Origin of the sequence: Novosphingobium mathurense (assembly GCF_900168325.1) — a bacterium.
GTDB lineage: Bacteria > Pseudomonadota > Alphaproteobacteria > Sphingomonadales > Sphingomonadaceae > Novosphingobium > Novosphingobium mathurense.
In genome coordinates this window covers 1-23,006 of record NZ_FVZE01000016.1, presented here as the reverse complement: position 1 = coordinate 23,006, position 23,006 = coordinate 1, and the positions used below count along the sequence as shown (strand labels likewise).

At 61.1% G+C, this 23,006-nt stretch carries 23 protein-coding genes; 17 read left to right on the top strand and 6 right to left on the bottom strand.

Translation table 11 applies throughout. The annotated features are described in order from the left end of the window. Window positions 1-73: 73 nt before the first annotated feature. From B5483_RS21690 to B5483_RS21610, 17 genes are all read left to right on the top strand, one after another. Window positions 74-475, top strand: coding sequence for a recombinase family protein (locus B5483_RS21690; RefSeq protein WP_079731988.1), 402 nt, complete (start codon window positions 74-76; stop codon window positions 473-475). A gap of 451 nt (window positions 476-926) precedes the next feature. After that, complete coding sequence (gene trbB / locus B5483_RS21685) at window positions 927-1,913, top strand: P-type conjugative transfer ATPase TrbB (protein ID WP_079731997.1); 987 nt, start codon at window positions 927-929, stop codon at window positions 1,911-1,913. Continuing rightward, window positions 1,910-2,242, top strand: a complete 333-nt coding sequence (locus B5483_RS21680) for a TrbC/VirB2 family type IV secretion system protein (RefSeq protein ID WP_079731987.1) — start codon at window positions 1,910-1,912, stop codon at window positions 2,240-2,242. The genes trbB and B5483_RS21680 overlap by 4 nt, the downstream gene beginning before the upstream one ends. Beyond that, complete coding sequence (locus B5483_RS21675) at window positions 2,242-2,514, top strand: VirB3 family type IV secretion system protein (protein ID WP_079731986.1); 273 nt, start codon at window positions 2,242-2,244, stop codon at window positions 2,512-2,514. The genes B5483_RS21680 and B5483_RS21675 overlap by 1 nt, the downstream gene beginning before the upstream one ends. Continuing rightward, window positions 2,511-4,946, top strand: coding sequence for a conjugal transfer protein TrbE (gene trbE / locus B5483_RS21670; protein WP_079731996.1), 2,436 nt, complete (start codon window positions 2,511-2,513; stop codon window positions 4,944-4,946). Before B5483_RS21675 ends, trbE begins: the two co-directional genes overlap by 4 nt. After that, window positions 4,943-5,665, top strand: coding sequence for a P-type conjugative transfer protein TrbJ (gene trbJ / locus B5483_RS21665; protein ID WP_079731985.1), 723 nt, complete (start codon window positions 4,943-4,945; stop codon window positions 5,663-5,665). The genes trbE and trbJ overlap by 4 nt, the downstream gene beginning before the upstream one ends. Beyond that, entirely contained in the window at window positions 5,610-5,924 is a 315-nt protein-coding gene (gene trbK-alt, locus B5483_RS21660) for a putative entry exclusion protein TrbK-alt (RefSeq protein ID WP_342743703.1), read from the top strand. The genes trbJ and trbK-alt overlap by 56 nt, the downstream gene beginning before the upstream one ends. Then, entirely contained in the window at window positions 5,921-7,204 is a 1,284-nt protein-coding gene (trbL, locus tag B5483_RS21655; protein WP_079731983.1) for a P-type conjugative transfer protein TrbL, read from the top strand. Before trbK-alt ends, trbL begins: the two co-directional genes overlap by 4 nt. Before the next feature lie 3 nt (window positions 7,205-7,207). Next, a complete protein-coding gene (gene trbF, locus B5483_RS21650; RefSeq protein WP_079731982.1) occupies window positions 7,208-7,891 on the top strand; it encodes a conjugal transfer protein TrbF in 684 nt (227 codons plus the stop codon). Continuing rightward, window positions 7,888-8,904 carry a P-type conjugative transfer protein TrbG gene (gene trbG, locus B5483_RS21645; protein WP_079731981.1) on the top strand — a complete coding sequence of 339 codons (1,017 nt, stop codon included), beginning with the start codon at window positions 7,888-7,890 and terminating at the stop codon, window positions 8,902-8,904. The genes trbF and trbG overlap by 4 nt, the downstream gene beginning before the upstream one ends. Continuing rightward, the gene (locus B5483_RS21640) at window positions 8,901-10,235 is read left to right on the top strand and encodes a TrbI/VirB10 family protein (RefSeq protein ID WP_079731980.1); all 1,335 of its coding nucleotides are present in this window, start codon (window positions 8,901-8,903) and stop codon (window positions 10,233-10,235) included. The genes trbG and B5483_RS21640 overlap by 4 nt, the downstream gene beginning before the upstream one ends. Next, complete coding sequence (locus tag B5483_RS21635) at window positions 10,232-10,459, top strand: DUF2274 domain-containing protein (RefSeq protein WP_079731979.1); 228 nt, start codon at window positions 10,232-10,234, stop codon at window positions 10,457-10,459. Before B5483_RS21640 ends, B5483_RS21635 begins: the two co-directional genes overlap by 4 nt. Window positions 10,460-10,753: 294 nt before the next feature. Further along, window positions 10,754-10,891 (top strand): benenodin family lasso peptide, encoded by a 138-nt coding sequence (locus B5483_RS23020; RefSeq protein WP_176168166.1) that lies wholly within the window; start codon window positions 10,754-10,756, stop codon window positions 10,889-10,891. A 104-nt stretch (window positions 10,892-10,995) separates the two neighbouring features. Further along, complete coding sequence (locus B5483_RS21625) at window positions 10,996-11,610, top strand: lasso peptide biosynthesis B2 protein (protein WP_245829527.1); 615 nt, start codon at window positions 10,996-10,998, stop codon at window positions 11,608-11,610. Then, complete coding sequence (locus tag B5483_RS21620) at window positions 11,535-13,361, top strand: asparagine synthase-related protein (protein WP_245829525.1); 1,827 nt, start codon at window positions 11,535-11,537, stop codon at window positions 13,359-13,361. The genes B5483_RS21625 and B5483_RS21620 overlap by 76 nt, the downstream gene beginning before the upstream one ends. 113 nt (window positions 13,362-13,474) lie before the next feature. Beyond that, entirely contained in the window at window positions 13,475-13,894 is a 420-nt protein-coding gene (locus B5483_RS21615; RefSeq protein WP_079731975.1) for a type II toxin-antitoxin system RelE/ParE family toxin, read from the top strand. Further along, window positions 13,881-14,210 carry a helix-turn-helix domain-containing protein gene (locus B5483_RS21610; protein ID WP_079731974.1) on the top strand — a complete coding sequence of 110 codons (330 nt, stop codon included), beginning with the start codon at window positions 13,881-13,883 and terminating at the stop codon, window positions 14,208-14,210. The genes B5483_RS21615 and B5483_RS21610 overlap by 14 nt, the downstream gene beginning before the upstream one ends. Before the next feature lie 45 nt (window positions 14,211-14,255). Here the strand turns inward: B5483_RS21610 and B5483_RS21605 are convergent, their stop codons facing one another. The 6 genes from B5483_RS21605 to B5483_RS21580 form a co-directional block, all read right to left on the bottom strand. Continuing rightward, complete coding sequence (locus B5483_RS21605; protein ID WP_281251269.1) at window positions 14,256-16,388, bottom strand: Atxe2 family lasso peptide isopeptidase; 2,133 nt, start codon at window positions 16,386-16,388, stop codon at window positions 14,256-14,258. A 17-nt stretch (window positions 16,389-16,405) separates the two neighbouring features. Then, the gene (locus B5483_RS21600) at window positions 16,406-19,009 is read right to left on the bottom strand and encodes a TonB-dependent receptor (RefSeq protein WP_245829521.1); all 2,604 of its coding nucleotides are present in this window, start codon (window positions 19,007-19,009) and stop codon (window positions 16,406-16,408) included. Window positions 19,010-19,106: 97 nt separating this feature from the next. Next, window positions 19,107-20,117: a FecR family protein gene (locus B5483_RS21595; RefSeq protein ID WP_079731971.1), complete on the bottom strand. Its 1,011-nt coding sequence runs from the start codon at window positions 20,115-20,117 to the stop codon at window positions 19,107-19,109. Beyond that, window positions 20,114-20,683, bottom strand: coding sequence for an RNA polymerase sigma factor (locus tag B5483_RS21590; RefSeq protein ID WP_079731995.1), 570 nt, complete (start codon window positions 20,681-20,683; stop codon window positions 20,114-20,116). Before B5483_RS21590 ends, B5483_RS21595 begins: the two co-directional genes overlap by 4 nt. Window positions 20,684-20,930: 247 nt before the next feature. Next, complete coding sequence (locus B5483_RS21585; RefSeq protein WP_079731970.1) at window positions 20,931-21,863, bottom strand: HEPN domain-containing protein; 933 nt, start codon at window positions 21,861-21,863, stop codon at window positions 20,931-20,933. 480 nt (window positions 21,864-22,343) lie between these two features. Next, window positions 22,344-22,904 carry a GntR family transcriptional regulator gene (locus B5483_RS21580; protein WP_281251268.1) on the bottom strand — a complete coding sequence of 187 codons (561 nt, stop codon included), beginning with the start codon at window positions 22,902-22,904 and terminating at the stop codon, window positions 22,344-22,346. Window positions 22,905-23,006: the final 102 nt, after the last annotated feature.

Here is a 23,006-nt window from a genome sequence, read left to right as displayed (position 1 = left end):
TCCGCATTTGCCGGTAAGCACGATAAGACCTGCATCGGCCTGAGCCAGCAACAGGTCCCGGGAGTTCCATGCCATGAAATTGGGCTACGCGCGCACCAGCACAGGCGAAGACAGCCTGACCGTCCAGCTCGAAGCCCTGCGCGCAGCTGGCGCCGTGCGGATCTGGGAAGATCACGGCATTTCCGGTTCGGCCGTGATCAAGCCCGCCTACATGGAGATGTGCGCGTACGCGCATCCCGGCGACGAAATCATCGTCTGGCGTCTCGATCGCCTGTCGCGCTCTTTGATAACCCTTGTGTCCGAGCTACAGGAGCTTGGCGAACGACAGGTCGAATTCCAGTCCCTGTGCGAAGGCATAGACACCACCGCCCCCTATGGCCGCGCCTTCTTCCACACCGTGTCCGCATTCACGACATTCGGCCACGACGTCCAGCGCGAACGCGCCGAATCATGGTTAGCTGAAGGGCAAGGCTGACAAAAGGTAGCCAGCCAAACCGGCCGTTAAGGAGCATCGGCGCTTGATGCGCTGATTGAGTCAGCGCCGAGGACCCTCACAGACGTACGATTTACTGCAGGTGGCTGTAAGAGGCCTGTGCAGATGAAACTACGGGCCGATGGTCCCCTTTTCCCTATTGAATAGCACAAGTTGCAGCTCGGCTGGATGCCGGTCTCCCGCGAAGCAATCCATGATGCCCAATTGTATCGTACCCTCAAAGCCTGGGCGAATTCGCTGAATGGGGGCGACTCGTTTTATTAAAACGGTCAATTGCCCTGTCGGGATCCTGGGCCGACTTACGCTATCAGCTGTTTCTGTTCGCCAGCGTACTCCAGTTGCTTATCCTTGTTGAATTTCCCGGAATTCTGCGTCTTTTAATCACCCCGATCGCAGATCAGGCCCTTTGCCTGACACCTGGATGGGGGTTGCCATGGCTGCACAGCAAATCCGAGGAGAAACTGGATCGCGCAGTGCGCGTATGCTGCGCACGGCGATGGGCAATGCGATTGCACAATGGCTGTGCGATCCCGCAGTTATCGAAATCATGCTCAATCCCGATGGCCGCCTCTGGGTCGAGCGTTTGGGCGAAGGCGTCAGCGATAGCGGCCTGTCACTCACGCCTTCCGATGGCGAGCGGATCATTCGCCTTGTTGCCCATCATGTCGGCGTTGACGTTCATGATCAAAACCCCCGGGTTTCTGCCGAACTTCCCGAGACCGGCGAACGCTTCGAAGGCTTGCTGCCGCCGGTAGTCATCGCACCGATCTTTGCCATCCGCAAACCCGCCGTCAGTGTCTTCACGCTCGGCGACTATTGCAATGCTGCCATCATGACCCGGGAACAGGCCGAGACGATGCGGCGAGCCGTCGCCAATCGGTGCAACATCCTGGTCGCTGGCGGAACGGGCACGGGCAAGACCACGCTTGCCAATGCCTTGCTCGCCCAAGTGGCAACGACGGGCGACCGCGTGGTTCTGATCGAAGACACGCGCGAGCTTCAATGCACAGCGCCCAATATGGTCTCCCTGCGCACCAAGGATGGGGTTGCTTCGCTAGCAGATCTCGTGCGTTCCAGTCTGCGCCTGCGCCCCGATCGTATTCCGATTGGGGAAGTGCGCGGCCCCGAGGCGCTCGACCTGCTCAAAGCATGGGGCACAGGCCATCCCGGCGGCATCGGCACGATCCATGCGGGAAGCGCCATTGGTGCGCTGCGGCGCATGGAACAGCTGATCCAGGAAGCTGTCGTCACAGTCCCGCGCGCGCTGATCGCAGAGACAATCGACCTGATTGCTGTGCTGGTCCGCGATGGCCACGGTCGGCGTCTGGCTGAACTCGCACGGATAGATGGGCTTGATCCCGCAACCGGCGATTATCGCCTCACCCTTTATCCCTCACAGACTGATGGAGACCTTCCATGACCCATGCTTTCAAGCGCGGTACCCGGCGCACCGCACTTCTTGCAACCGCCGGACTTGTCACGCTTACCCTGTCCACGCCCGTTTACGCTTCCGGCTCATCAATGCCGTGGGAAGCGCCCCTTGAGTCCATCCTCCAAAGCATTGAAGGTCCGGTCGCCAAGATCGTCGCGGTGATCATCATCATCGTCACCGGCCTCAGCCTCGCTTTCGGCGATACTTCGGGCGGATTTCGCAGGTTGATCCAGATTGTTTTCGGCCTTTCGATCGCGTTTGCGGCGAGTTCCTTCTTCCTCTCCTTTTTCAGCTTCGGCGGCGGAGCCCTCGTATAATGGCCGAAGCTGCCGAGCCGATCCCGGGCTACTTCGCCCCTGTTCACAGGGCACTCACCGAGCCGATCCTGCTCGGCGGCGCACCACGCTCGCTGGTCATTGTCAACGGTACCCTCGCTGGCGCCATTGGCCTTGGCCTGCGCCTGTGGATCGCCGGTCTGGCTCTCTGGGCCATCGGCCATGCCCTTTCGGTCTGGGCAGCACGGCACGATCCCCAGTTTGCCGAAGTCGCCCGCCGGCACCTTCGCTATCCGGCATGGATGCGGCCATGATGAACCTGGCCGAATATCGCAGGCGCTGTGATTGCCTTGCTGATTTTCTGCCCTGGGCTGCACTGGTGGCGCAGGGCGTGGTGCTCAACAAGGACGGCTCGTTTCAGCGCACGCTGCGCTTTCGCGGCCCAGATCTCGACAGTTCGACACCGGCCGAACTCGTCGCCGTCACGGCCCGGCTCAACAATGCGCTGCGCCGCCTCGGAACAGGGTGGGCGATTTATGTCGAGGCGCAGCGCATTCCGGCACAGGCCTATCCCGACTGTGACTTTCCCGATCCTGTTTCCGCTCTGGTAGACCGGGAGCGGCGCGAACAATTTCGAGAAGAAGGGCGGCACTTCGAAAGCTGCTATTATCTGACCCTGCTTTGGATGCCGCCCGCCGAAGATGCGGCTCGCGCGGAAGGCTGGCTCTACGAAGGACGGAAAAGCAAGGGCATCGATCCCGGAGAACTGCTCAAGGGCTTTACCGACCGCACGAACCGGTTGGTCCAGTTGATCGAAGGCTTTGTGCCACAAGTCGCCTGGCTCGACGACGAAGGCACCCTCACCTACCTCCACTCCACGATTTCCACCAAGCGCCAGTGCGTGCGCGTCCCGGAAACGCCGATGCATCTGGACGCCTTGCTCGCCGACGAGCCGCTGGCTGGCGGCCTCGAGCCCAAGTTAGGCGAGCATCACTTGCGGACATTGACAGTGATGGGATTTCCGAGCGTCACCTTTCCGGGCCTGCTCGATGAACTCAATGCGCAAGGATTCGAATACCGCTGGTCAACGCGGGCGATCATGCTCGACAAGGCCGATGCGACCAAGGCTCTCATGAAAATCCGCCGGCAGTGGTTTGCCAAACGCAAGTCGGTTGCAGCCATCCTCAAGGAGGTGATGACCAACGAGGCATCGGTCCTCCTCGACAACGATGCATCGAACAAGGCGGCCGACGCCGATCTCGCGCTCCAGGAACTGGGTGCCGACCATGCAGGCATGGCTTATGTCACGGCCACGGTTACGGTCTGGGACCGCGATCCGGCAGTAGCGGCAGAAAAGCTTCGCCTTGTCGAGAAGGTCATCCAGGCCCGCGACTTCACTGTCATTACCGAGACCGTGAACGCCCTCGAAGCCTGGCTCGGCAGTGTTCCGGGCCATGTCTACGCCAATGTCCGAACACCCCCCATCTCCACGCTCAACCTCGCCCACCTGATCCCCTTGTCAGCGATTTGGGCGGGGCCGGCGCGGGACGAACACTTCGGTGCGCCTCCCTTGCTATACGGCAAAGCCCAAGGTTCGACCCCGTTCCGGTTTTCCCTTCATGCGGGCGATGTCGGTCATACCCTGATCGTCGGGCCGACGGGCGCGGGCAAGTCCGTGCTTCTCGCCCTCATGGCGCTGCAGTTTCGCCGATATGCGAACAGCCAGATATTCGCCTTCGACTTTGGCGGATCGATCCGCGCTGCAGCCCTTGCCATGGGCGGTGACTGGCAGGATCTGGGCGGTACCTCGCAACACGATGGCACGCAAGGCGTGGACCTGCAGCCCCTGGCGCGGATCGACGATGGGCAGGAACGGGCGTGGGCGGCCGACTGGCTCGCGGCGATCCTGGCCGGCGAGAGCGTTCAGATCGATCCGCATGCCCGCGAGCATATCTGGAGCGCGCTCACCTCACTGGCCTCCGCGCCCCGAGAAGAGCGGACAATGACCGGCCTTGCAGTGCTCCTGCAATCGCAGGCGCTCAAGGCGGCTCTGGCGCCCTGGTGCCTTGGCGGTGCGCGCGGCCAGTTGCTCGATGCCGAGAGCGAAGACCTTGGACAAGCCAGCATGCAGGCGTTCGAGACCGAAGGGCTTGTCGGATCCGGGGCGGCAGCCGCGGTCCTCTCTTATCTGTTTCATCGGATCGAATGCCGGCTCGATGGACGCCCGACCCTCATCGTGATCGATGAAGGCTGGCTGGTTCTGGATAGCCCGGCCTTTGCCGCGCAGCTCAAGCAATGGCTCAAGACCTTGCGCAAGAAGAACGCGAGCGTCGTTTTTGCAACGCAGAGCCTTGCCGACATCGAAGGTTCCGGCATCGCCAGTTCCATTATCGAGAGCTGTCCGACGCGGATTTTCCTTCCCAACGACCGGGCCTGCGAGCCGCAGATAACCAGCATCTACGAGCGTTTCGGGCTCAATGCCCGGCAGATCGAGATCCTGAGCCGGGCCACACCCAAGCGCGACTATTATTGCCAGTCGCAAGGTGGCAATCGCCTGTTTGAACTCGGCCTTGGTGAAATCGCTCTCGCCTTTACAGCCGCCTCCTCGAAATCGGACCAGCTGCGCATCACGCAAATCGTCGAGGCGCATGGGCGCAATGACTTTGCGCGCGAATGGCTGCGCCATCGTGGACTTGCCTGGGCCGCAGATCTCCTCCCCCCAAACCAGCTGGATCTTCCATCATGACCCAAACCCGCCTGCGCCGCGCCGTGATGGCCGGAACTTTCGTATCCATGATAACGGCAAGCTGCGTGACTGCCCCGCCGGCCCATGCGCTGTTCGGGTTCGGGGATGTCGTCTACGATCCCACCAACTACGCGCAGAACGTGCTGACGGCCGTGCGCTCGCTTGAGCAGATCAACAACCAGATCCGCCAGATCCAGAACCAGGCAACATCGCTTCTTAACGAAGCGAGAAACCTGGAAAGCCTGCCGACCTCGACGCTTTCAACTTTGCATGCGCAGGTGCAGCAGACCCAGGCCCTGTTGGCTCAGGCGCAGCGCGTTGCCTTCAATGTCCAGGCTATCCAGCAGGCCTTTGCCGATCGCTACAAGGGCGATGCGCTAAGCGGCAGCGATATCCAAATGATCGCCAATGCCGATGCCCGCTGGAACGACAGCGTTGCCGCATTCGAAGATGCGCTGACCGTCCAGGCCGGGGTCGTCGGCAACATCGATGGTGCGCGTTCTTCGATCGCTACGCTGGTAACAGCGAGCCAGTCGGCGGAAGGAGCGCTGCAGGCGGCCCAGGCGGGCAACCAGCTGCTCGCGTTGCAGTCACAGCAGCTTGCCGACCTGTCGGCGGCCGTTGTGGCACAAGGAAGAGCCCAGACGCTGGAAGCGGCCCGCGATGCGGCAACCGAAGCAGAAGGGCGCGAGCGTTTCCGTCGGTTTCGCGGGCAATGATATGAGCCGGACAGGCAAGCTCGCAGTGCTGGCCGCTCTTGGCGGTCTGGTGACGGCGATCGCGATCCTGGGAGCGCGATCGCCCACCACCGCCCCGCACAAAACGGCGGCACCCGATCTTCCCATTTCACAGCCGCCCAAGCAAGCCCCGGCTCGCTGCCGAACGATTACCCGGCCCGATGCCGCATGCTCCGCGGCCTGGGAGGAACGGCGAAACCGCTTCTTTGGAAGCGAGGAAACAAGAGGCCAGCAGCCATGAACGATACAGGCGTCATCGACAGCTTTCTCGCCATCTTCACCAGCTACATCGACAGCGGATTTGGCCTGCTCGGCAGCGAAGTCGGCTTCCTGTCATCTACCCTCATTGCGATCGATGTGACCCTCGCAGCCCTGTTCTGGGCATGGGGCGGTGATGAGGATGTGCTGCAGCGCCTTATCAAAAAGACGCTCTACATCGGCATGTTCGCCTGGATCGTCGGCAACTTCTCGCATCTCGCAGACATCCTGTTCAGGAGCTTCGCGGCGCTCGGGCTCAAGGCCAGTGGCGGCGGGATGAGCCTTGCCGGTTTCATGAAGCCCGGCAACGTTGCCGGCACCGGTCTCGACGCTGCGCAGCCCCTGCTCGATGCGACTGCCGACCTGCTGGGACCGATCGGCCTGTTCACCAACTTCGTGCAGATCGCGATCCTGCTGCTGGCATGGGTGATCGTCGTCATCGCCTTCTTCATTCTTGCGGTCCAGGTGTTCATCACCATCGTCGAGTTCAAGCTGGTTGCGCTTGCCGGCTTCGTGCTGGTTCCCTTTGCCTTTTTCGGACGGACCGCGTTCATGGCCGAGCGCGTTCTGGGCCATGTCATTTCTTCAGGGATCAAGCTGATGACGCTGGCCGTCATCACCGGGATCGGTACGACGCTTTTCAACCGGTTCACCGATGCGGGGCTTGGGCCCGAACCAACGGTCGAGCAGGTCATGGCGATAGCCCTTGCCGCACTGACCCTGCTGGGCCTTGGGATATTTGCGCCCGGAATCGCGAACGGCATCGTTTCAGGTGGACCGCAACTGGGGGCGGGTGCTGCTGCAGGAACCGCCCTTGCCGCAGGCGGCGCCTTGGTGGGCGGCGCGGCAGGAGCAAGGCTTGCCGCCGGCGCAGCTGCAGGTGCTGCTTCAGGCACGGCCATGGGCGGTGCACGCGCGGCCGGCGCCACCTCGGCGGCCTATGCCGGTGGGGCCTCAGGCCGCACCGGGGCCGGCGCTGTGTCTGGTGGTCTCGCCAATGTCGCAAGGACTGCCGGGCACGCGGCCACCTCGCCGCTGCGCCGCGCTTCGCAGAGTCTGAAGGAGGCCTACGCCACTGGCCGCGACGGCGTCAGCACGCCCGCAGCCAAAGCTTCGGACAACGCTGCAGGTCCGCCCCGCTGGGCCAGGTCGATGCGTCAGCGTCAAGCCATGTCTCAGGGCGCGGCAAGCGCCGCCCACACCCTGAGATCCGGCGACAGCCATGGCGGCGGTGCAGCCCCCGACATTTCAGAAAAGGACTGACGCATGTTTCGACGCCCCTCGATCCGCTACGCCAGGAGCCCAGAGGCCATGACGCCCTATCAGCGTGCCAGCCAGGTCTGGGACGATCGCATCGGGTCTGCGCGTGTCCAGGCCCGAAACTGGCGTCTTGCCTTTTTCGGCTGCCTTACCCTTTCAGGAGGTTTGGCGACCGGCCTTGTCGTGCAGTCGCTGCGTGGCCGGGTTGTGCCCTGGGTCGTAGAAGTCGACAAGTTCGGCGAAGCCAGAGCCATCGCTTCCGCCGAGGCAGGCTACACGCCATCCGATCCCCAGATCGCTTTCCAGCTTGCACGCTTTATCGAGGAAGTTCGTTCGATCCCGGCCGACCCGGTCGTTCTGCGCCAGAACTGGCTGCGCGCCTACGACTTTGCCAGCGAGAAGGGTGCACTTGCGCTCAATGACTATGCCCGGACCAACGACCCATTCGCCCATGTCGGCAAGATCCAGGTCGCTGTCGATGTGTCGAGCGTGATCCGCGCCTCATCTGACAGTTTTCGTATCGCATGGACCGAGCGGCGATATGTCGATGGCGCACTGGCAGACACCACGCGCTGGTCGGCGATCGTCACGGTCGTGATGCGCGAGGCACGTAGTGCCGATGCGCTGCGCAAGAACCCGCTTGGCCTTTTCGTCAATGCTTTCAACTGGTCGAAGGAACTCAGCCAATGACCCGAACCTGTCCCTTGGCCCGTCTGGCTCTCCTGGCTCCGGCCCTTGTCGTCAGCGGATGCAGCCACGTTCAGGCCAGACCTGCAGACCCGGCGCCCGTCTTGCGACCTGCGTTCGAACAGGTAAGGCAAGTCCCGCAAGTCGCGATCGTAAGCGTACCAGCGCCGCTCCCGCTTCCAGGGCAATTGAAGCCCGTCCCAAAAGCAGAACCACATTCGCCGCGTGGGCGGCAGCCCGCCGAACCGAGCCGCCGCGTGGACAGCGCCAATGATGCTGCCCGCAAGCAACCGGAAGGAAGCGGTTGGCTCAATGCCATCCAGCAATACCCCTATGCCGATGGTGCGCTCTACCAAGTCTACGCCGCTCCCGGCCAGGTCACCGATATCGCGCTGCAGGCAGGCGAGGAACTGTCCTCGCAAGGACCGGTTGCTGCCGGCGACACGGTGCGTTGGATCATCGGCGATACGATCAGTGGCATTGGCGCAGCCAAACAGGTCCACATCCTGGTGAAGCCGACACGGCCGGACATCGCTACGAACCTTGTCATCAATACGAACCGGCGCACATATCACATCGAGCTCAAGGCAACGCCGGCGACTTACATGGCAGCGGTTTCCTGGACCTATCCTCAGGACGAGTTGTTCGCCATGCGCAGGGCCCAGGCCCGGCGCATGGCGGCTGCGCCGATCGCATCGGGCATCGATCTTGCCGCGCTCGATTTCCATTACCGGATCGATGGCGACAGACCCTCGTGGCGCCCCTTGCGCGTCTTCGATGATGGACGGCAGGCCTATATCGAGTTTCCGGCATCGATTTCGACCGACGAGATGCCGCCGCTTTTCGTGAGCGGAGCCGATGGTTCGAGCGAACTCGTCAATTACCGGGTTGAAGGCCGATACATGGTTGTCGACAGGCTGTTTTCGATAGCCGAGCTCAGGCTCGGCACGAAGAAGAGCCAACAGCGCGTCCGGATCGAACGGCAGCGCGCCAAATCGACGCGCCGGCCCTCATGACCGACGTCGCCAACGAGGCACCCAAGCCCAAGGCGCCTGAGACAACGGCTCGCGCCGAGCCTGCGACCACCCAGGCTCCTCCGGAACCAAAACAGGCGGAGGCGGAGGAGTCGCCATCCGACGCCAGGACACAAGCTGCGCCGGCTTCACCAGAAGCATTTCGGCTGCGGGCAGATCCGCCCAAGGTTATGCGCCTGTCGCGCAAGACACTGGCGATCGCTGGCTCGATAGCCGGCTGCCTGATTGGCGGCGCGCTGATCTACGCTCTGCAACCGATCGATCGTGAGCAGGCACCCAACCTCTATGACGGTGCAAGCCAAAATCGCGCCGAGGCGGTGACCTCAGCTCCTGCCGATTATGCCCAAGTGCCCAAGCTTGGCCCGCCCCTGCCCGGAGACCTGGGCCGCCCCATTCTGGCCGCGCGCGAAACTGGAAAGGACGTTCCTGCCCCAGCCATGGGAGCAGAGGCAAAGCGCAATCCACGGGCCATGGCCGCGCAGCAAGCGCGCGAACGGGAAAGGCAAGAACACGATTCAGCGCGAACAAGCGCTCTGTTTGCCGGTAACGCCCGATCGGGTTCCGCGCCGGTCCAATCAGTAGCGTTGCGCAATGTGAGCGCGTCCATGGGCGAAACAGCCAATTCCATTCAGCCTTTACCCGCTCCGGACGCTTCCGATGGACAGGACCGCAAGCGTGCCTTTCTGAAGGCCGACAAGGATCTCAGGTTCGTCAGCACCGAACGGGTCAGCCCGCCCGTCTCGGCATACGTCCTCCAGGCAGGCAGCGTGATTCCTGCCGCCCTGATCACTGCCATTCGCTCGGACTTGCCGGGCACGATCACCGCGCAAGTGACACAGAACGTCTACGATAGCGCAACGGGACGCCTGCTTCTCATTCCCCAGGGTTCGCGACTGATCGGTGAATACGACAGCTCGGTTTCGGCAGGACAGCGCCGGGTTCTCCTGGCGTGGGACCGACTGATCATGCCCGGTGGCCGCTCGATTGCGCTCGATCGCCAGCCCGGAACTGATCCGGCAGGCGCTGCAGGGCTAGAGGACAGCACCAATCATCATTGGGGTAGCGTGTTCAAGGCCGCGCTCATCTCAACGCTGCTCGGCGTGGGAACCGAGCTGACAACAAGCGGCGATGACGAACTGGCGCGGGCGCTTCGCTACGGCACACAGGGCACGATCAACCAGGCTGGACAGCAAATCGTCGGCCGAGAAATCAACATCGCGCCAACCCTAGCGATTCGCCCCGGTTTCCCCTTGCGTGTCCTCGTCACACGCGACCTCGTCATTGAACCGGCCCCAGAAAGGGAATTACCATGACCAAACTGCGCCTTGGACCGATCGAAGATGACAAACCGGTGAAGGTGACGATTGAGATGCCCGCTCATGTCTTGCGTGATCTTGCAGAGTACGCCCGGCTCCATGCAGAAGAAAACAACCAGGTCGAGGCCATGCCCGCCGAACGGCTGATCGCCCCGATGCTCGAGCGTTTCATGGGAACCGATCGAGGATTCGCCCGCAAGAGAAGGTCGCGCGGGAATTAAAACATGTTAAGCGCGGCCATCGGCGCTTGCGATTTATTCTCAAGAAGGCAGCTTGGCCGGGCGTCAGCTCCTCGCAAGGCGCACGACCGGGTCACGGTACGTATGTCCAGGCCTTGTGCTAAAGGTGCCGTTGTGCGTTTCCAGCACGGATTTTTCCATTGCCCGGTCACTTCATAAATTCGGCCAGTTCGCCTCCCAAGCAATTATAATCGCATTATAAAATTCAATTTCACCAATGGTCTGATCATTCTTCCTGTGCGGCTGATGGAGTCGCGATCTCGAATGGAGAAGATCATGGAAAAGACCATTGATACCCTTGAAGACGAAGTCGTCGATCTCGGCTCGGTGACCGAAGAAACCCGCGGCATCGTGGGTGCATTCGAAGACCAGCAGGGCGGCCAACGTGCTGCTCTTGGCCTCACCGACGACTGATGCGATGGGTGCGCGCGCTATGGCGCGCGCACCTTGTTGGTCTTTGCATCAAGGTCATGTCGCCCATGTCCTCTCTCCATTTCTGCCGCGTAGGCACTCGCGCTGTGTTTCTCGATATTCGGGCGAACCGGTATTTTGCATTGCCTGAAAAGCTGAACACGTCGTTTGTCTCGGCCATCGGCGATTGCGTCATGGGTACGGTTTCCCCCGACGAGCTCGCCGCACTCAAAACTGGCATGAGCGATCTGTCAGGCTTCAAAGGCACAGTCAGTGTGCAGGAGTTCCAGGCTTTTGCCACTGCGACATCCGATCACGCGCCCGATAGCAATTCAGTTCCCATTCCGGCGCTGTTGCTGATGCAGGTCGCCATCGCCTGCTTTTCAGCCAAGTTGCTGGTCAGGCTTTGTCCGCTTCACTGGCTTCTTGCGCGCATCGGACAAAACCACCCCCACAAGCCGAAACCACCGAGCACGCAGATACAAGATCATCTCGCCGGGGCGTTCCGGCGTGTACAGCTCCTCATGGGCAAGGATGGCAATTGCCTCCCTCACACGCTCGCTTTCGTCTGGCTGAGCCGAAGGCTGGGATATACGCCACGCCTGGTCATTGGCGTACGCATAAATCCGTTCGGTGCGCATTGCTGGTGCCAGGACGGTCCGGTGGTCCTCAACGACCATTTCGAGAATGTGCGAACCTATCAGCCGATCCTCATCCTATGAGCGGCCCGGAATTCGTGATCGCGTCAATTCGCGAGCCGGAACTGCTTGATCAGTGGGCGCGCGGCATCGCTGAGCGCACGGGGTGGCAACGCATCACGATTGACGGGCCCATCGCCATCTTCGTCAGTGTTTCCTGTCCGTTCATAGCCGAGAGCACGGCACCCACTCACGCCGTGCTGGGCAGCGCCTTTGCCCGCCATGGACCGCTTGAACGCTGCGCCGAACTCGATGCCAAGACCGCGCAAGATCTGCATGCCGGTTCAGTCACGATGCTCATGAAGAATTACTGGGGCGCTTTCCTTGCCATTTGCCCGCGCGGCGACGGATTGCTGGTAACGCGTGATCCAAGTGCTGCGATGCCTTGCCTCTACATGCCGAATTCCGGCGGGATCCTCATGGCCTCGAGCATTGCGGCGATGACACGTGCCGGCATCCCCAGGCCCAGCGTCGCTATGGACAATGTCGCCCACTGTCTCTTCCGCGCAGATCTGCCCTCGCCGCAAACAGCACTGGAGGGGATTGAGGAACTTGCGCCCGGGACGAGCCTTCACATTGATGCCAACGGTTCCAAGGTGGTGCCCGCATGGTCCCCTTGGGACCATGTCATGATCAACAGTGCCGTGACGTTTGAGGACCATGTCGAACAGCTACGCCGCGCCGTGCAGAATACGGCAGTTGCCTGGGCCGGCACGGCAGGTTCGATTCTCGTCGGCATTTCCGGGGGTCTTGATTCCTCGATCCTCGCCACCTGCTTGCGCCGCTCAACGCCCCCTGCCCTTTGCGCCACGCTTGCAACAAAAGACGCCGAAGGCGACGAGCGCCACTTTGCGCGCAAGATTTGTGATCATCTTGGGATGCAGCTCGTCGAGGCCCACTATGACCTTGCCGATATCTGCCTTGACCGACCTGTACGCCCTCACATGCCGCGTCCTACTGGCCGCATCATTGCGCAAGGGTACAATGCCGCCGTGTCGCGGATAGCGAGCGAACATGGCATTACCGCGTTTATGACCGGCAATGGCGGGGACAACGTCTTCGGTTTCTCGCAATCCGCCGGCGCCATTGCCGACAGGCTGCTGCATGAGGGTCTGTCATCGGCCGTTTGGCACACGAGCAAGGACGTCTGCCAACTGACAGGTTGCAGCCTCCGTCAGGCCTGGCAGGCAGCTTTACGAACCCTGCGCCGCCCGCGGAAATATCGCTGGCGTCCCAACCGGCGGTTCTTGAGCAGGGATGCTCTTGCTCACCTCGACGCGACGGCGCTTACCCATCCCTGGCTCGATGCGCCAGACGGAGCCCTCCCCGGCAAGGCCGCCCATATTGCCTCTCTGCTCAGAATTCAGCGACACCTCGACGGGAGCGGACAACTCGGCGATGTGGCCGTAATCAACCCGCTGATGTCGCAACCGGTCCTTGAGGCCTGCCTCGCGATCCCTTCCTGGATGTGGTGCCGAAACGGCCAGAATCGATCGGTCGCACGCGAAGCCTTCCGGGACATGATGCCCCCATCGATCACCGATCGCGTCTCGAAAGGTGGACCCGATGGCTTTGGCACGCAGATCCTGGAGCACTTCCGCGAGACCATGCGCGAACGTCTGCTTGATGGGGCTCTGGCAAGGCATGGCATTGTCGATCGAAGCGCCCTCGAGCAGCGGCTCAACGATGCCAAGCCAAATTGGGGCGCTGACCAGGTGCGCATTCTCGAATTGCTCGAAGCCGAAGCCTGGATCGGTCATTGGCAATCGCATTAATCGTTCCGCTCGCGGTTTGCCCTTCATTGCAACAATCAATTAAAACTGAACGCCTGGGTGTTCCGGCGGGACCATCACCGAAAGCTCCCGCTCATTGTACCATAACACTAAGTATGATAGTAAAGCGTCATTGCATGACTAGGAACCCACGAACTCGGATCTACACCAATCGCTGGTTTGCCAAGTTCGCGGCGAAGGAAAAGATCCGCGATGCCACACTTGCTGATTCTGTGCATCGTGCCGAGGCCGGCCTGATCGATGCTGATCTTGGCAGCGGACTTATCAAGCAACGCATCGCGCGCCAGGGCGGCGGAAAATCGGGCGGTTATCGCTCGATCCTGATCTTCCGCTCGGGCGAAAGAGCCGTATTCGTGTTTGCCTTCGCCAAGAACGACAAGGCGAACCTGAGTGCGGCGGAACTGAAAGTCTATCGCAAGGCAGCCGGCATTATGCTGGAGTTGAGCGAGGGTCAGATCGGGACAGAACTCGAAGCAGGCCGATTGGTCGAGGTGAAAGACAATGAGCAAGGCTAGGACAAAGACCTACAAGAGCGAGGCGATGGCGGCTGTCCATGAGATGATGGAAGGCCTTCATGATGCAGGCAGTATCGACAAGCGCACCATGCGCGAATTTGACGAGGCTTGCCTTGCGCCAGCGCCAGCCCTTTCTCCTGATGAAATCAAGGCGATCCGCGAGGCAGAGCATGTCTCGCAGCCCGTCTTCGCGCGCTATCTCAATGTGTCAAGGAACCTGGTTTCGGACTGGGAACGCGGCGCGAAAAAGCCGGGGGGCCCCGCACTGCGGCTCTTGTCGATCATCAAGCGCAATGGACTGGATGCGGTTGCATGAAAGGGAAATGCTCTGACATCCAGATGACGGAGCACGTCAATAAAATCATTCACGAGCTCCCTGAGCTGCCTTCCTCTTGCCGGCCTTCTCTCGGCGCAATTCGTCCCAGCGTTCCAACTCGTCATCGGGTGCATCGATAGGGCCGTCGCTTCCCAACCAGAACTCAAACCAGGCAAGGCTGCGCCTGTAGATCGCAAGGCGGTGTGCCGGCTGCCATTTGATGTGATATTCCCCTGGATAGACGTACATGTCTGCGGGCTGATGATGATCGCGAAGCGCCGTGTAGCCAGTCAAGGTGCTCAGCAATTCCCCATCGGAAATCTGGAACAGCATCGGCACATCGAGGCGTGCGGCATTTCTGGCGATCGAGACCGGGCCCCAAACCGGATCGTCATCGCTGAGCACGCTGGGATAGGTATCGGCAAAAGTCGGCATGGCGCCCGGCCCCACGCTGATGGCAAGCGAGGAATCCCAGCAGCACGAACTGAAAGCCGCAGCCTTGAACTGATCCGAATTAATGAGGGCAAACTGGCCGGTCGAAGCCCCGTCGCTCAGCCCGGTGATGGCGATGCGCGCTGGATCGACGATGCCGCGGTGCACGAGCATCCCAATTCCGGTCTCGAGAGCGGACTGCACACTTTGCCTGTCGGCAAAATCCTTGTCATTGGCAGCTTGCGCCTCGGACAAGGTCTTTGCACCAACGGTCGCTCCGTAGTCGATCGGACGATCAAAGCTCAACACGGCTAAGCCATGCGCGGCAAAAAGCTGGATCGGGTAATCATCGCCCGTCCCGCCGCGCAGGAACCCGCGCGATTCGTACTGCACCACGACAAGCGGGTATCGTTGACCTTGCTTGTACCCGACGGGAAGGACCAGATCGCCGAAGACTTCTAACCCGTTGGCATTTCGCCAATGCAACCGTTCGACCATGCCCAGTTGCAGCCTGCGGAATTCAGGATTGGGGTCATAGAGCTGGGTCGATGTGCCCGAGGGTAGCGCGATCCTGGAGATGTAGCGCGGCCGATTGCTCGCTTCGCGCAGACAGATGACAGCCTCATCTGCAGGAATGCAGCTGGCGAGCAGATCGTTGGTCAGAAACAGGCGTCGGGGCTCTCCTGAACCCGGCCGCCATTCATAGATCGCGGTGGCTTCGCGGTCCCAACCTTCGCGCCGCATGAAGCGAAGACCACCCCCGCTGCTCCACCAGATCTGCGATACGGACCGATCGCAAACCGAAGAGGTGCAAGTCATCTTGCGCCCATCGCGCAGCATCACCGTCAAGGCCAGGCGCGGCGGGAAGTGTTCGCCTTCAACCGTGAGCCAGGCCTGATCGCCGCGCCGCGAGACTGCCTGTACGACAGTTCCCGGCGGCGCGGCTGGGCCCGGTTCAAACAGCGCCCGCTGCTCGCTGCTGGCTTGCCGGCCCCGCGCATCCGGTCCGTCGGCCTGAACCCATGTGCGATAAGGCAGCGGTCCCGGGACAAAAGGACGGTTGCTTGCCATGGGCGCGAAGCGATCATCGTAATGAAAGCCCTCCCGCCCTTCTCGCTCGATGGATTTGAGGCCGGCGCGTAGTTCCGGCTGCGTCTTGTAGATTAGCGAATGTCCGTCCTTGCCGATGCGAAAGTCGAGAACATCGTCTTGGCTATGGGTGACGGGCCTGCTACCCGAACCATTGCTGGCCGCGCGCCAGACCTGCGCTACCCCGTCCACCTGCTTGAGGAACAACACCGCTTTTCCGTCAGGCGTCCAGCGCGGGAGGCGGCTCACGGCAATCCCGGTCGGATATCCAGCCTTTCCGCGAAACTCGCTCTTCAGGCGAATGAGGTCCCCGCCCTCGTCGATCATGGTGGGCCTGGCATTGCCGGCCAGATCGAGAACGAAGATGCCAAGGCAGAAATCGTTCGTTTCCGGATTGCCGCGCCTTATCGAAAAGGCGAGTTTCGTGCCGTCCGGAGAAAGAGCGATCGATTGGTTCTCGGCAGGAACCATGCCGGCCCACGGCGGCACCTCGTAGCTCGCACCCATATCGCGCAGGCGCACCAGATCTTCTGCCCGAAGGCTTCGGACCTCAGCGTGACCGTCACCGGGCAGGAGCGCTGCGGCGCAATGTCCCTGACCCTGTGCGGCCCGAGCGATTGGGACTAGGCCGAGACACACCGCCGCGCATGCGATCATAAATGCCGTGCGCTTCATCACAGCGCTTTCGAAACGGCGATAGTGATGACCCGGCCAATCGAGGAATAGTTCGTCGAATCGTACGGCGGATAGACGGGGATCGTGTTCTGGATCGTATCCGGCTTTTCGTTGAACAGGTTCTGGATCGACACCGTCAAATCCACCCCTTGCCCGATGCCACTCTGGGCCTGCGAGCGCAGGTGCCCGACGAAATCGAGCGTCGTGAACGATTTTACGTGTTCGATTGGGCTGAAGCGATCGTCGGTAACGCCGCCGATGTAGCTGCCGAAGGCCGAGAGCGTGACATTGTCCTTGCGCCAAGTCGCGCCAAGCCTGCCGCGCCAGTGCGGCGGATCGAAGATCGTGCCCGCCAGTTCTTCCAACGGATACCCTGCACTCAGGCGCTGATCGCTTTTGAGGTAGCTGGCCGAGCCTTCGAGTTTGAGGGTCTCATCCTCGGCCAGTTCGATCCGATAACGCGCCGCAAGGTCCAATCCGCGCAAATGCTGGCGCGCGGCATTCTGGAACGAGGCATCGACCAGAGCGCCGACCGCAGAGGGATCGAATGGCTCGCCGGTCTGGTTATTGAGGCCCTGTGGGAGATCCGCGATCGCTGCGAGCACTTGCGCAGTGGACGGATTGAGCGTGACGTAGTCGGCATAAACGGGGTTGGTATAGATGGCGAGGACGCTGGAGACGGGCGAGACGACGCGGTCGCGGTAGCGAATGTCAAACCACGTTGCTTCAAACTCGAAACCATCCAGCGCCTTGGGCACAAGCTTGAAGCCCAGGTTCCAGGTCGTTGCCTTCTCCGGCTTGAGATTGATGTTCCCGCCGGCAACGAGCAGCACCGGCAGGTTCGTGGGAGAGCCGGGAAAGTAGGCTGCCGGATTGAGCGAACCTTGCCGGTACTGGTACTGTTGGTAGAGCGTCTGTGTCTTGAATGACTTGCCCCAGGCGCCCCGCAGGGTCAGCCCCTCGATCGGCTCGTAGACAACGCCGGCCTTCGGAGTCAGCAGATGGGCGGTTCCCGGATAGTCCTCGTATCGCGCCGCGAGACTGAGCTGCAACCGCTCGATGAGTGGCATGCGGTTGGCCTTGCCGACGAGCGGAAGCGAGAGTTCGCCGTAGCCGAACCAGACCTCGCGCCCGGACCTGATGTCCTTCGTGATGTTCGAAGTGCCGCTCGTTTCCTGACGCACAAAGACATCAAGACCCATGTGGCGATAGCCTGCGCCCAGAGCGAGGCGCGCCTCGCCGCCCGGCAGATCGAGCAAAGGCCCCTCGGCGGCCACTTCGCCGGTCGCAACGTCGTTGTCGTAATTGAGCCGCGTGCGCAGCGTCTCGGCCCCACCTATGTAGCGATGGGACGTAATATGATTGCTGCTGAAACCATAGACGCCCGTCACCGACACGGTCCACGCATGGCCCAGGTCCCAGTGCAAGCCCGCCGATACCGTCGCGGACTGGACTTTTGGCCGCGACTGGAGGCCATTGGTCGTCACATCCGCGGTCGTGGTGAACGGCTGTGACAGCTGCGTCACGCGCTTGTTGTACTGGGCATCGAATTCCAGGCCGAGGCGATCGGTCAGATTCTGGTGGCCAGCAGCGATCAGACTGTACTGGCGCCGCCAGGGAACGAGCGTTGTGGAATCGTCGAGACTGCGGGTGTAGGAGCGGTCCCGGGCAGAGATTTCGGTCACATCGGAGAAGCTTCCTGCCACCATGACCCCGCCGCTGTCCCAGCGACTGCCTGTCAGGGCATCGTACTGTTGCTGGAAATTACCGCCATCGCTCGAGCCGCCCAGCCGCGCCGACACATAGGCGCCTTCGTAGTCGCGCCTCAGGATGACATTGGCAACGCCGCCCACTGCGTCCGAACCATAAAGCGCCGAAGAACCGTCGGTGACGATCTCGATGCGATCGATCGCAGCCAAGGGGATCTGGGAGATATCGACGCCCTGCGACACCGTGTCGTATGCCATCCTGTGCCCATTGAGCAGGGTCAGGGTCGCGGCAGGGCCGAGGCCGCGCAAATTGAGCGCGGAGGAAGAGCTGGAATTCTCGTTGTCCACGCCTTGCGACCCGCCGCCTGCAACGGTCGGGTTCTGGCCTCCCGTATAATTTTCCGGGATGGACCGGATGAAATCACCCAGATCCGAATGCCCCTGTTCCTCGATGTCCTCGCGGCTGGCCGTTCGAACGGGGGCGACCGGGATAGCGCCGCGAATATGGGTTCCGGTCACGACAATCTGCTTGTCCGAGACCTCACCCGCCTCGGCACCGCGCCGCTGGCCGGGCCCCATGATAAGCACCGCACCATCGGAAATCTCGGCCTCGAGACCGGTTCCCTCAAGCAGGATATCGAGCGCCTCGCGCACTGACATCTTGCCGTTGAGACCAGGCGCCCGAACACCGTTCACATCGCTGGATGTCGCGTAGAGTTCGAGACCGGCACGCCTGACGACCGCGCGCAGAGCGTCGCTCAGATCCTGGGCCGGCAGATTGAACTCATAAACCGGCGCTGCCTGGCTTTTGGTTTGCGCCCAGGCCGGAACCGGACTTGCGCCCACCATGCTACCGGCCAGAAGCGCGGCGATCATTCCCGATTTTGCCCTCATCGAACTTCCCTTGTTGGTGGCGCGGCGCGCAGCACGCCGGGCTCATGGGGAAGTTCGACGCAGGAAAACGAGAGACCTTAGTGAAGGACCGAAAAAATCATTCGCGGGTCAGGTGAATGGCATCTGCCCGACGGATCATGTCCAGGTGCAAGGACTCGGCAAGGCGCTGTGCAAACCCTTCGGTATTCGTCAGATGGAAGCGACCGGTCACCGCAATCGCACCGATCCCGGCATCGTCGAGCACGATTTTCCGCTGGCCGTATCGATTGGCCTCAGCGACCAGCACGCTCAAGGGCACGGTATGATACTCGAACCATCCGGTCGGCCACTGGCGATCATCGATGCCAGGCGCAGTGGTGACCTTTGCGGCTCCGACAAAATCGAACCTGCGGTAAGTGTAGCGCTGGCCCGTCAGGGCGTTCATCGGCTGACCTGCAAATGCGACAGATCCCGATCTGGGCTGGATTGTGCCACTGCCACGAATGAAGCTGACCAGGATATTGCGATTGCCAAAGGAGACATCAAACGCCCCTTCGCGCGCGACGATCTCACCGGCGCCGGCAAAAACGGTCAGAGGCCGTGCATCACGGGCGACTGCAACGCGCACCCTGCCCTGCTCCAGATCAAGCCTACGCTGCGACGGGTCCATGGTGACACGCAGCTTCGATTGCGCATCGAGCGTGACCGAAGTGCCATCGGCCAGAACGAAAGTGCGGATCTGACCACGGGATGTCGCAAGAGCCGACTTTTGACCTGAATCGTGGGGCAGGAGCTTCGCGCCATCAGCTGCCTGCCGGTTTCCCAGGGTCGCGAGCATGACGGATGCTGCAGCGGCAAGAGCAAGTCCCAGGAATATGCAGCGTCCAACACGCGGCCGGGACGTCCTTGCCAGACCGTGTTGCTCGGATTCCTTGAGAATGGCGGATGCATCAAAGTGGCGCATCGCCCATTCATAGGCCTGGCGGTGATCAGGCGATTGCGCGCGCCATTGCTCGAACCTGCCTTTGAATGCCGCGGCCTCGGGACCATGAAGATGCACGACCCACTCGATGGCCTCGTCCTTCAGTGCCTCTCCCCTGCCCGGAAAGGCATTGTCATTGTCGTTCATCGTGCGGCGTCCACCGCCCGCGCTATGTGCCCCAGCGCCTTCATCATGTGATATTCAACCGTCGCGATGCTGATTCCCAGTTGCTCATGGATATCTCGATAGCTCAGCTCGTCTACCCTGTGCATCAGGAAAACACGTCGGGTCTTTTCCGGCAGGTCATCGACGGCACGTTCGTAAGCGCTGAGCAGATCTCTTGCATGCAACTGCGCTTCCTGTTCGGGCGGGCTGGCGCCATGAAGTTCTTCATCAAGCTCGAGATGCACGCACCCTGCGGCTTTGCGCCGCCTCGAGCGATCGATCAGCAGGTTGCGCGCAATGCGCTGCAGGAATGCGGCGGGATTTCTGAGTGAGCTGGCCTGCGAACTGGCCACTGCGCGCGTAAAGATTTCCTGCAGCATGTCGGGCGCAGCATCGCGTCCGGCATGTTTGTCAAGATAGCGCAGCAGATGGCTGCTCTCACGCCGAAACGCTGCGTCGAGCGGTGTCCGGACACGGACATTTTCGAAGCTGTCACGTGATGGCGAGGGACGGTCACTGACATGCGGGCCGATGATTTTGGGGGGCACGAATTGCAACCACGTACGGCAGCACCAATCGAACCGGAGTTGCCAGCCAGATTGGAGTCTCAACGCTGTGCCGCCGTTGAGCCGCGCCTACGCGGCCTTGCCCGTTACGGCCGCCTGTCCTGACGGACGGGCGTACATGATGCCTGGCGGAACCAGTCCACGCAGCGATCGCCAGAATTTCCACTGCGCGCCAATAACATGATCGGTTAGAGCCATCCTGACAACAGGTGTCAGGATTATAATCGCTTTATGCTGCCTGTCCGTCGGCTTTGGCGCGGAGAGCCGCGAGTTGTTCGAGGCAAATCTCGTGAACCGCGCGTCCCAGTTCTTCCACACGCTCGCCAAGCCAGATGAGCTCTTCTTCGCTGATGAGGTAGTGCCTGGAATACCTCGCCTTTACATAGGCTTCCTTCAGCTTTTCAAACATCGCACGTTCCTTGCGCGTCTCGCGAGGCCAGGCATAGACTAACCTGAGATCCAGTCGCTCGGCCTGCGTTCGCAGGAACCCCAGATTGTGGACGTGTGGCGCGTAGAAAGTACAGACAAGTAAAGCGCAATTATACAGACCTTCTACAGCCTGATGGTATTCAAATGCCGCGTGCTTGAAAATGCCTTCATTTATTGCATACTTTGCTAACTTCACCCGACCATTTGCTGCGGGGAGCCATTCTTCGAAGTACTCCTGCGCCATTTTTAATGCCTGCTTCGGCGTCTTCGGCTTGGGCGTGTGCAGCTCGGTATCGTCACTCTGGTAGAGCGCGATACCATCCTGAGCGACGTCCATGAAGAAATAGCGGCCATGCGCAAGACCGTCGTTCACCTCTTGCAGCGAATGGACGATGAAATTGACGGGCGTCTTGAGCGTTCCGGTCAAACCATATTCCCGGTTCAATCGGTCATCGAGCTTCGACCAGTATTTGGCACGATCGGTCAGGCGCTTGTCACTGACGATAATGAGCAGATCGTAGTCCGACTTGTAACCCTTGGCCGTGTGCGGCTCATCGACCCATCCGCCGCGGGCATAGGATCCATAGAGGACGACCTTGAGGATCCGGCCCTTCTTCTTCCACTCGTGCGAGGCGAGCGCGAAATTGTCCTCGAACTCCTCGAAGAGGATCTGCACCACGCGTTCGATCTCGCGCTGCTTGTGGGCCGGAAGGTGGTCAAGGCTCGTTTTCATGGGAATAACATCATACCCTGTGCCGGTGCACGAGCCAACGGTTCTGTCCAGAATACAATGTTTTAACCTCATCATTCTGCATTACGGCTGAGGATCACGGTCCGGAGCGTCGCTGCGCATCTATACCCCTCGAACAGGACCGAGATCTTTGCGGGCCCGTCAGGAATGTAAAGGAAACCGCGATATTTTCACATATTAGGCAAACGTGCATAACGGCAGGGCATTTCCTTGGCACTCGGCGATCCAGGTGTTCGAACCCGGTTAGGATCTGCTCACCTTACCTCGCCCCAAGGCGGTCGAGCGCGCCGCGATCCTCAAGGCCCCGCCCCATGCCCATCGCTATTTGACGGCGCTGAATGGGCGAACAGCGACTATGCCTAACCAGCGAATTCCGATCGATGCGCTGTCATGCTGGACGCAATGTTGCGGATCGCAGGCGCCGACCTGCGATCTTCGGTCGATCGCCGGGCCCCGTCACCATCAAGACGACAATTGCGTAACCAGCTCCCGTGCCGCGACTTTCCGTCTGCGGTGGTAACGCCGCAGCATGTCCAGCAGCTTGGCGCTGTGGCGAGCTGCGCTCACCTCGTTCCAGATGCGCGTGATCTCTTCAGCGCTTTCGCCGAGCACGGCGGCCTCATGTAACTGCGTTCCATGGAGCCGAGCTGCGATCGCAACCACCAACCTTTCCATTTCGGAGTTTCCGGACAATGCCGCGATCTGGAAGAAAACGAATTGGGTTCGGGCCGCATGGTCGCCTTGCGGCAGGTCGACCGACAATTCCTGATTGCTCGGCACGCGCAGTTCCAACGACTTCTCAAGGGCAAGTAGATTGAGGTCCAGAAGATCACACAATTTCGCTTCCGTCATTTGCGGCACGAGGAAGCCCATGCCCGGGACAAGATCGACAAGGCACTCGCCCACCAGGCGATTGAGGCTATCGCGCACCGGCGTGACGCTGACGCCGAGATCTTGCGCAAGCTTGGCAGTTTCGAGCCTCAGGCCCATCGGCCAGACGCCGGCGAGCAATCGCTGCCTGATCGCCTGGTAATACCAAGGAGCGCTGAGGCTGACTCACGCCAGGGATTCCCAAGAAGGTGAAAATCTGATTCGATGTTGCAAGCACATGGAGGCTTGCGATGG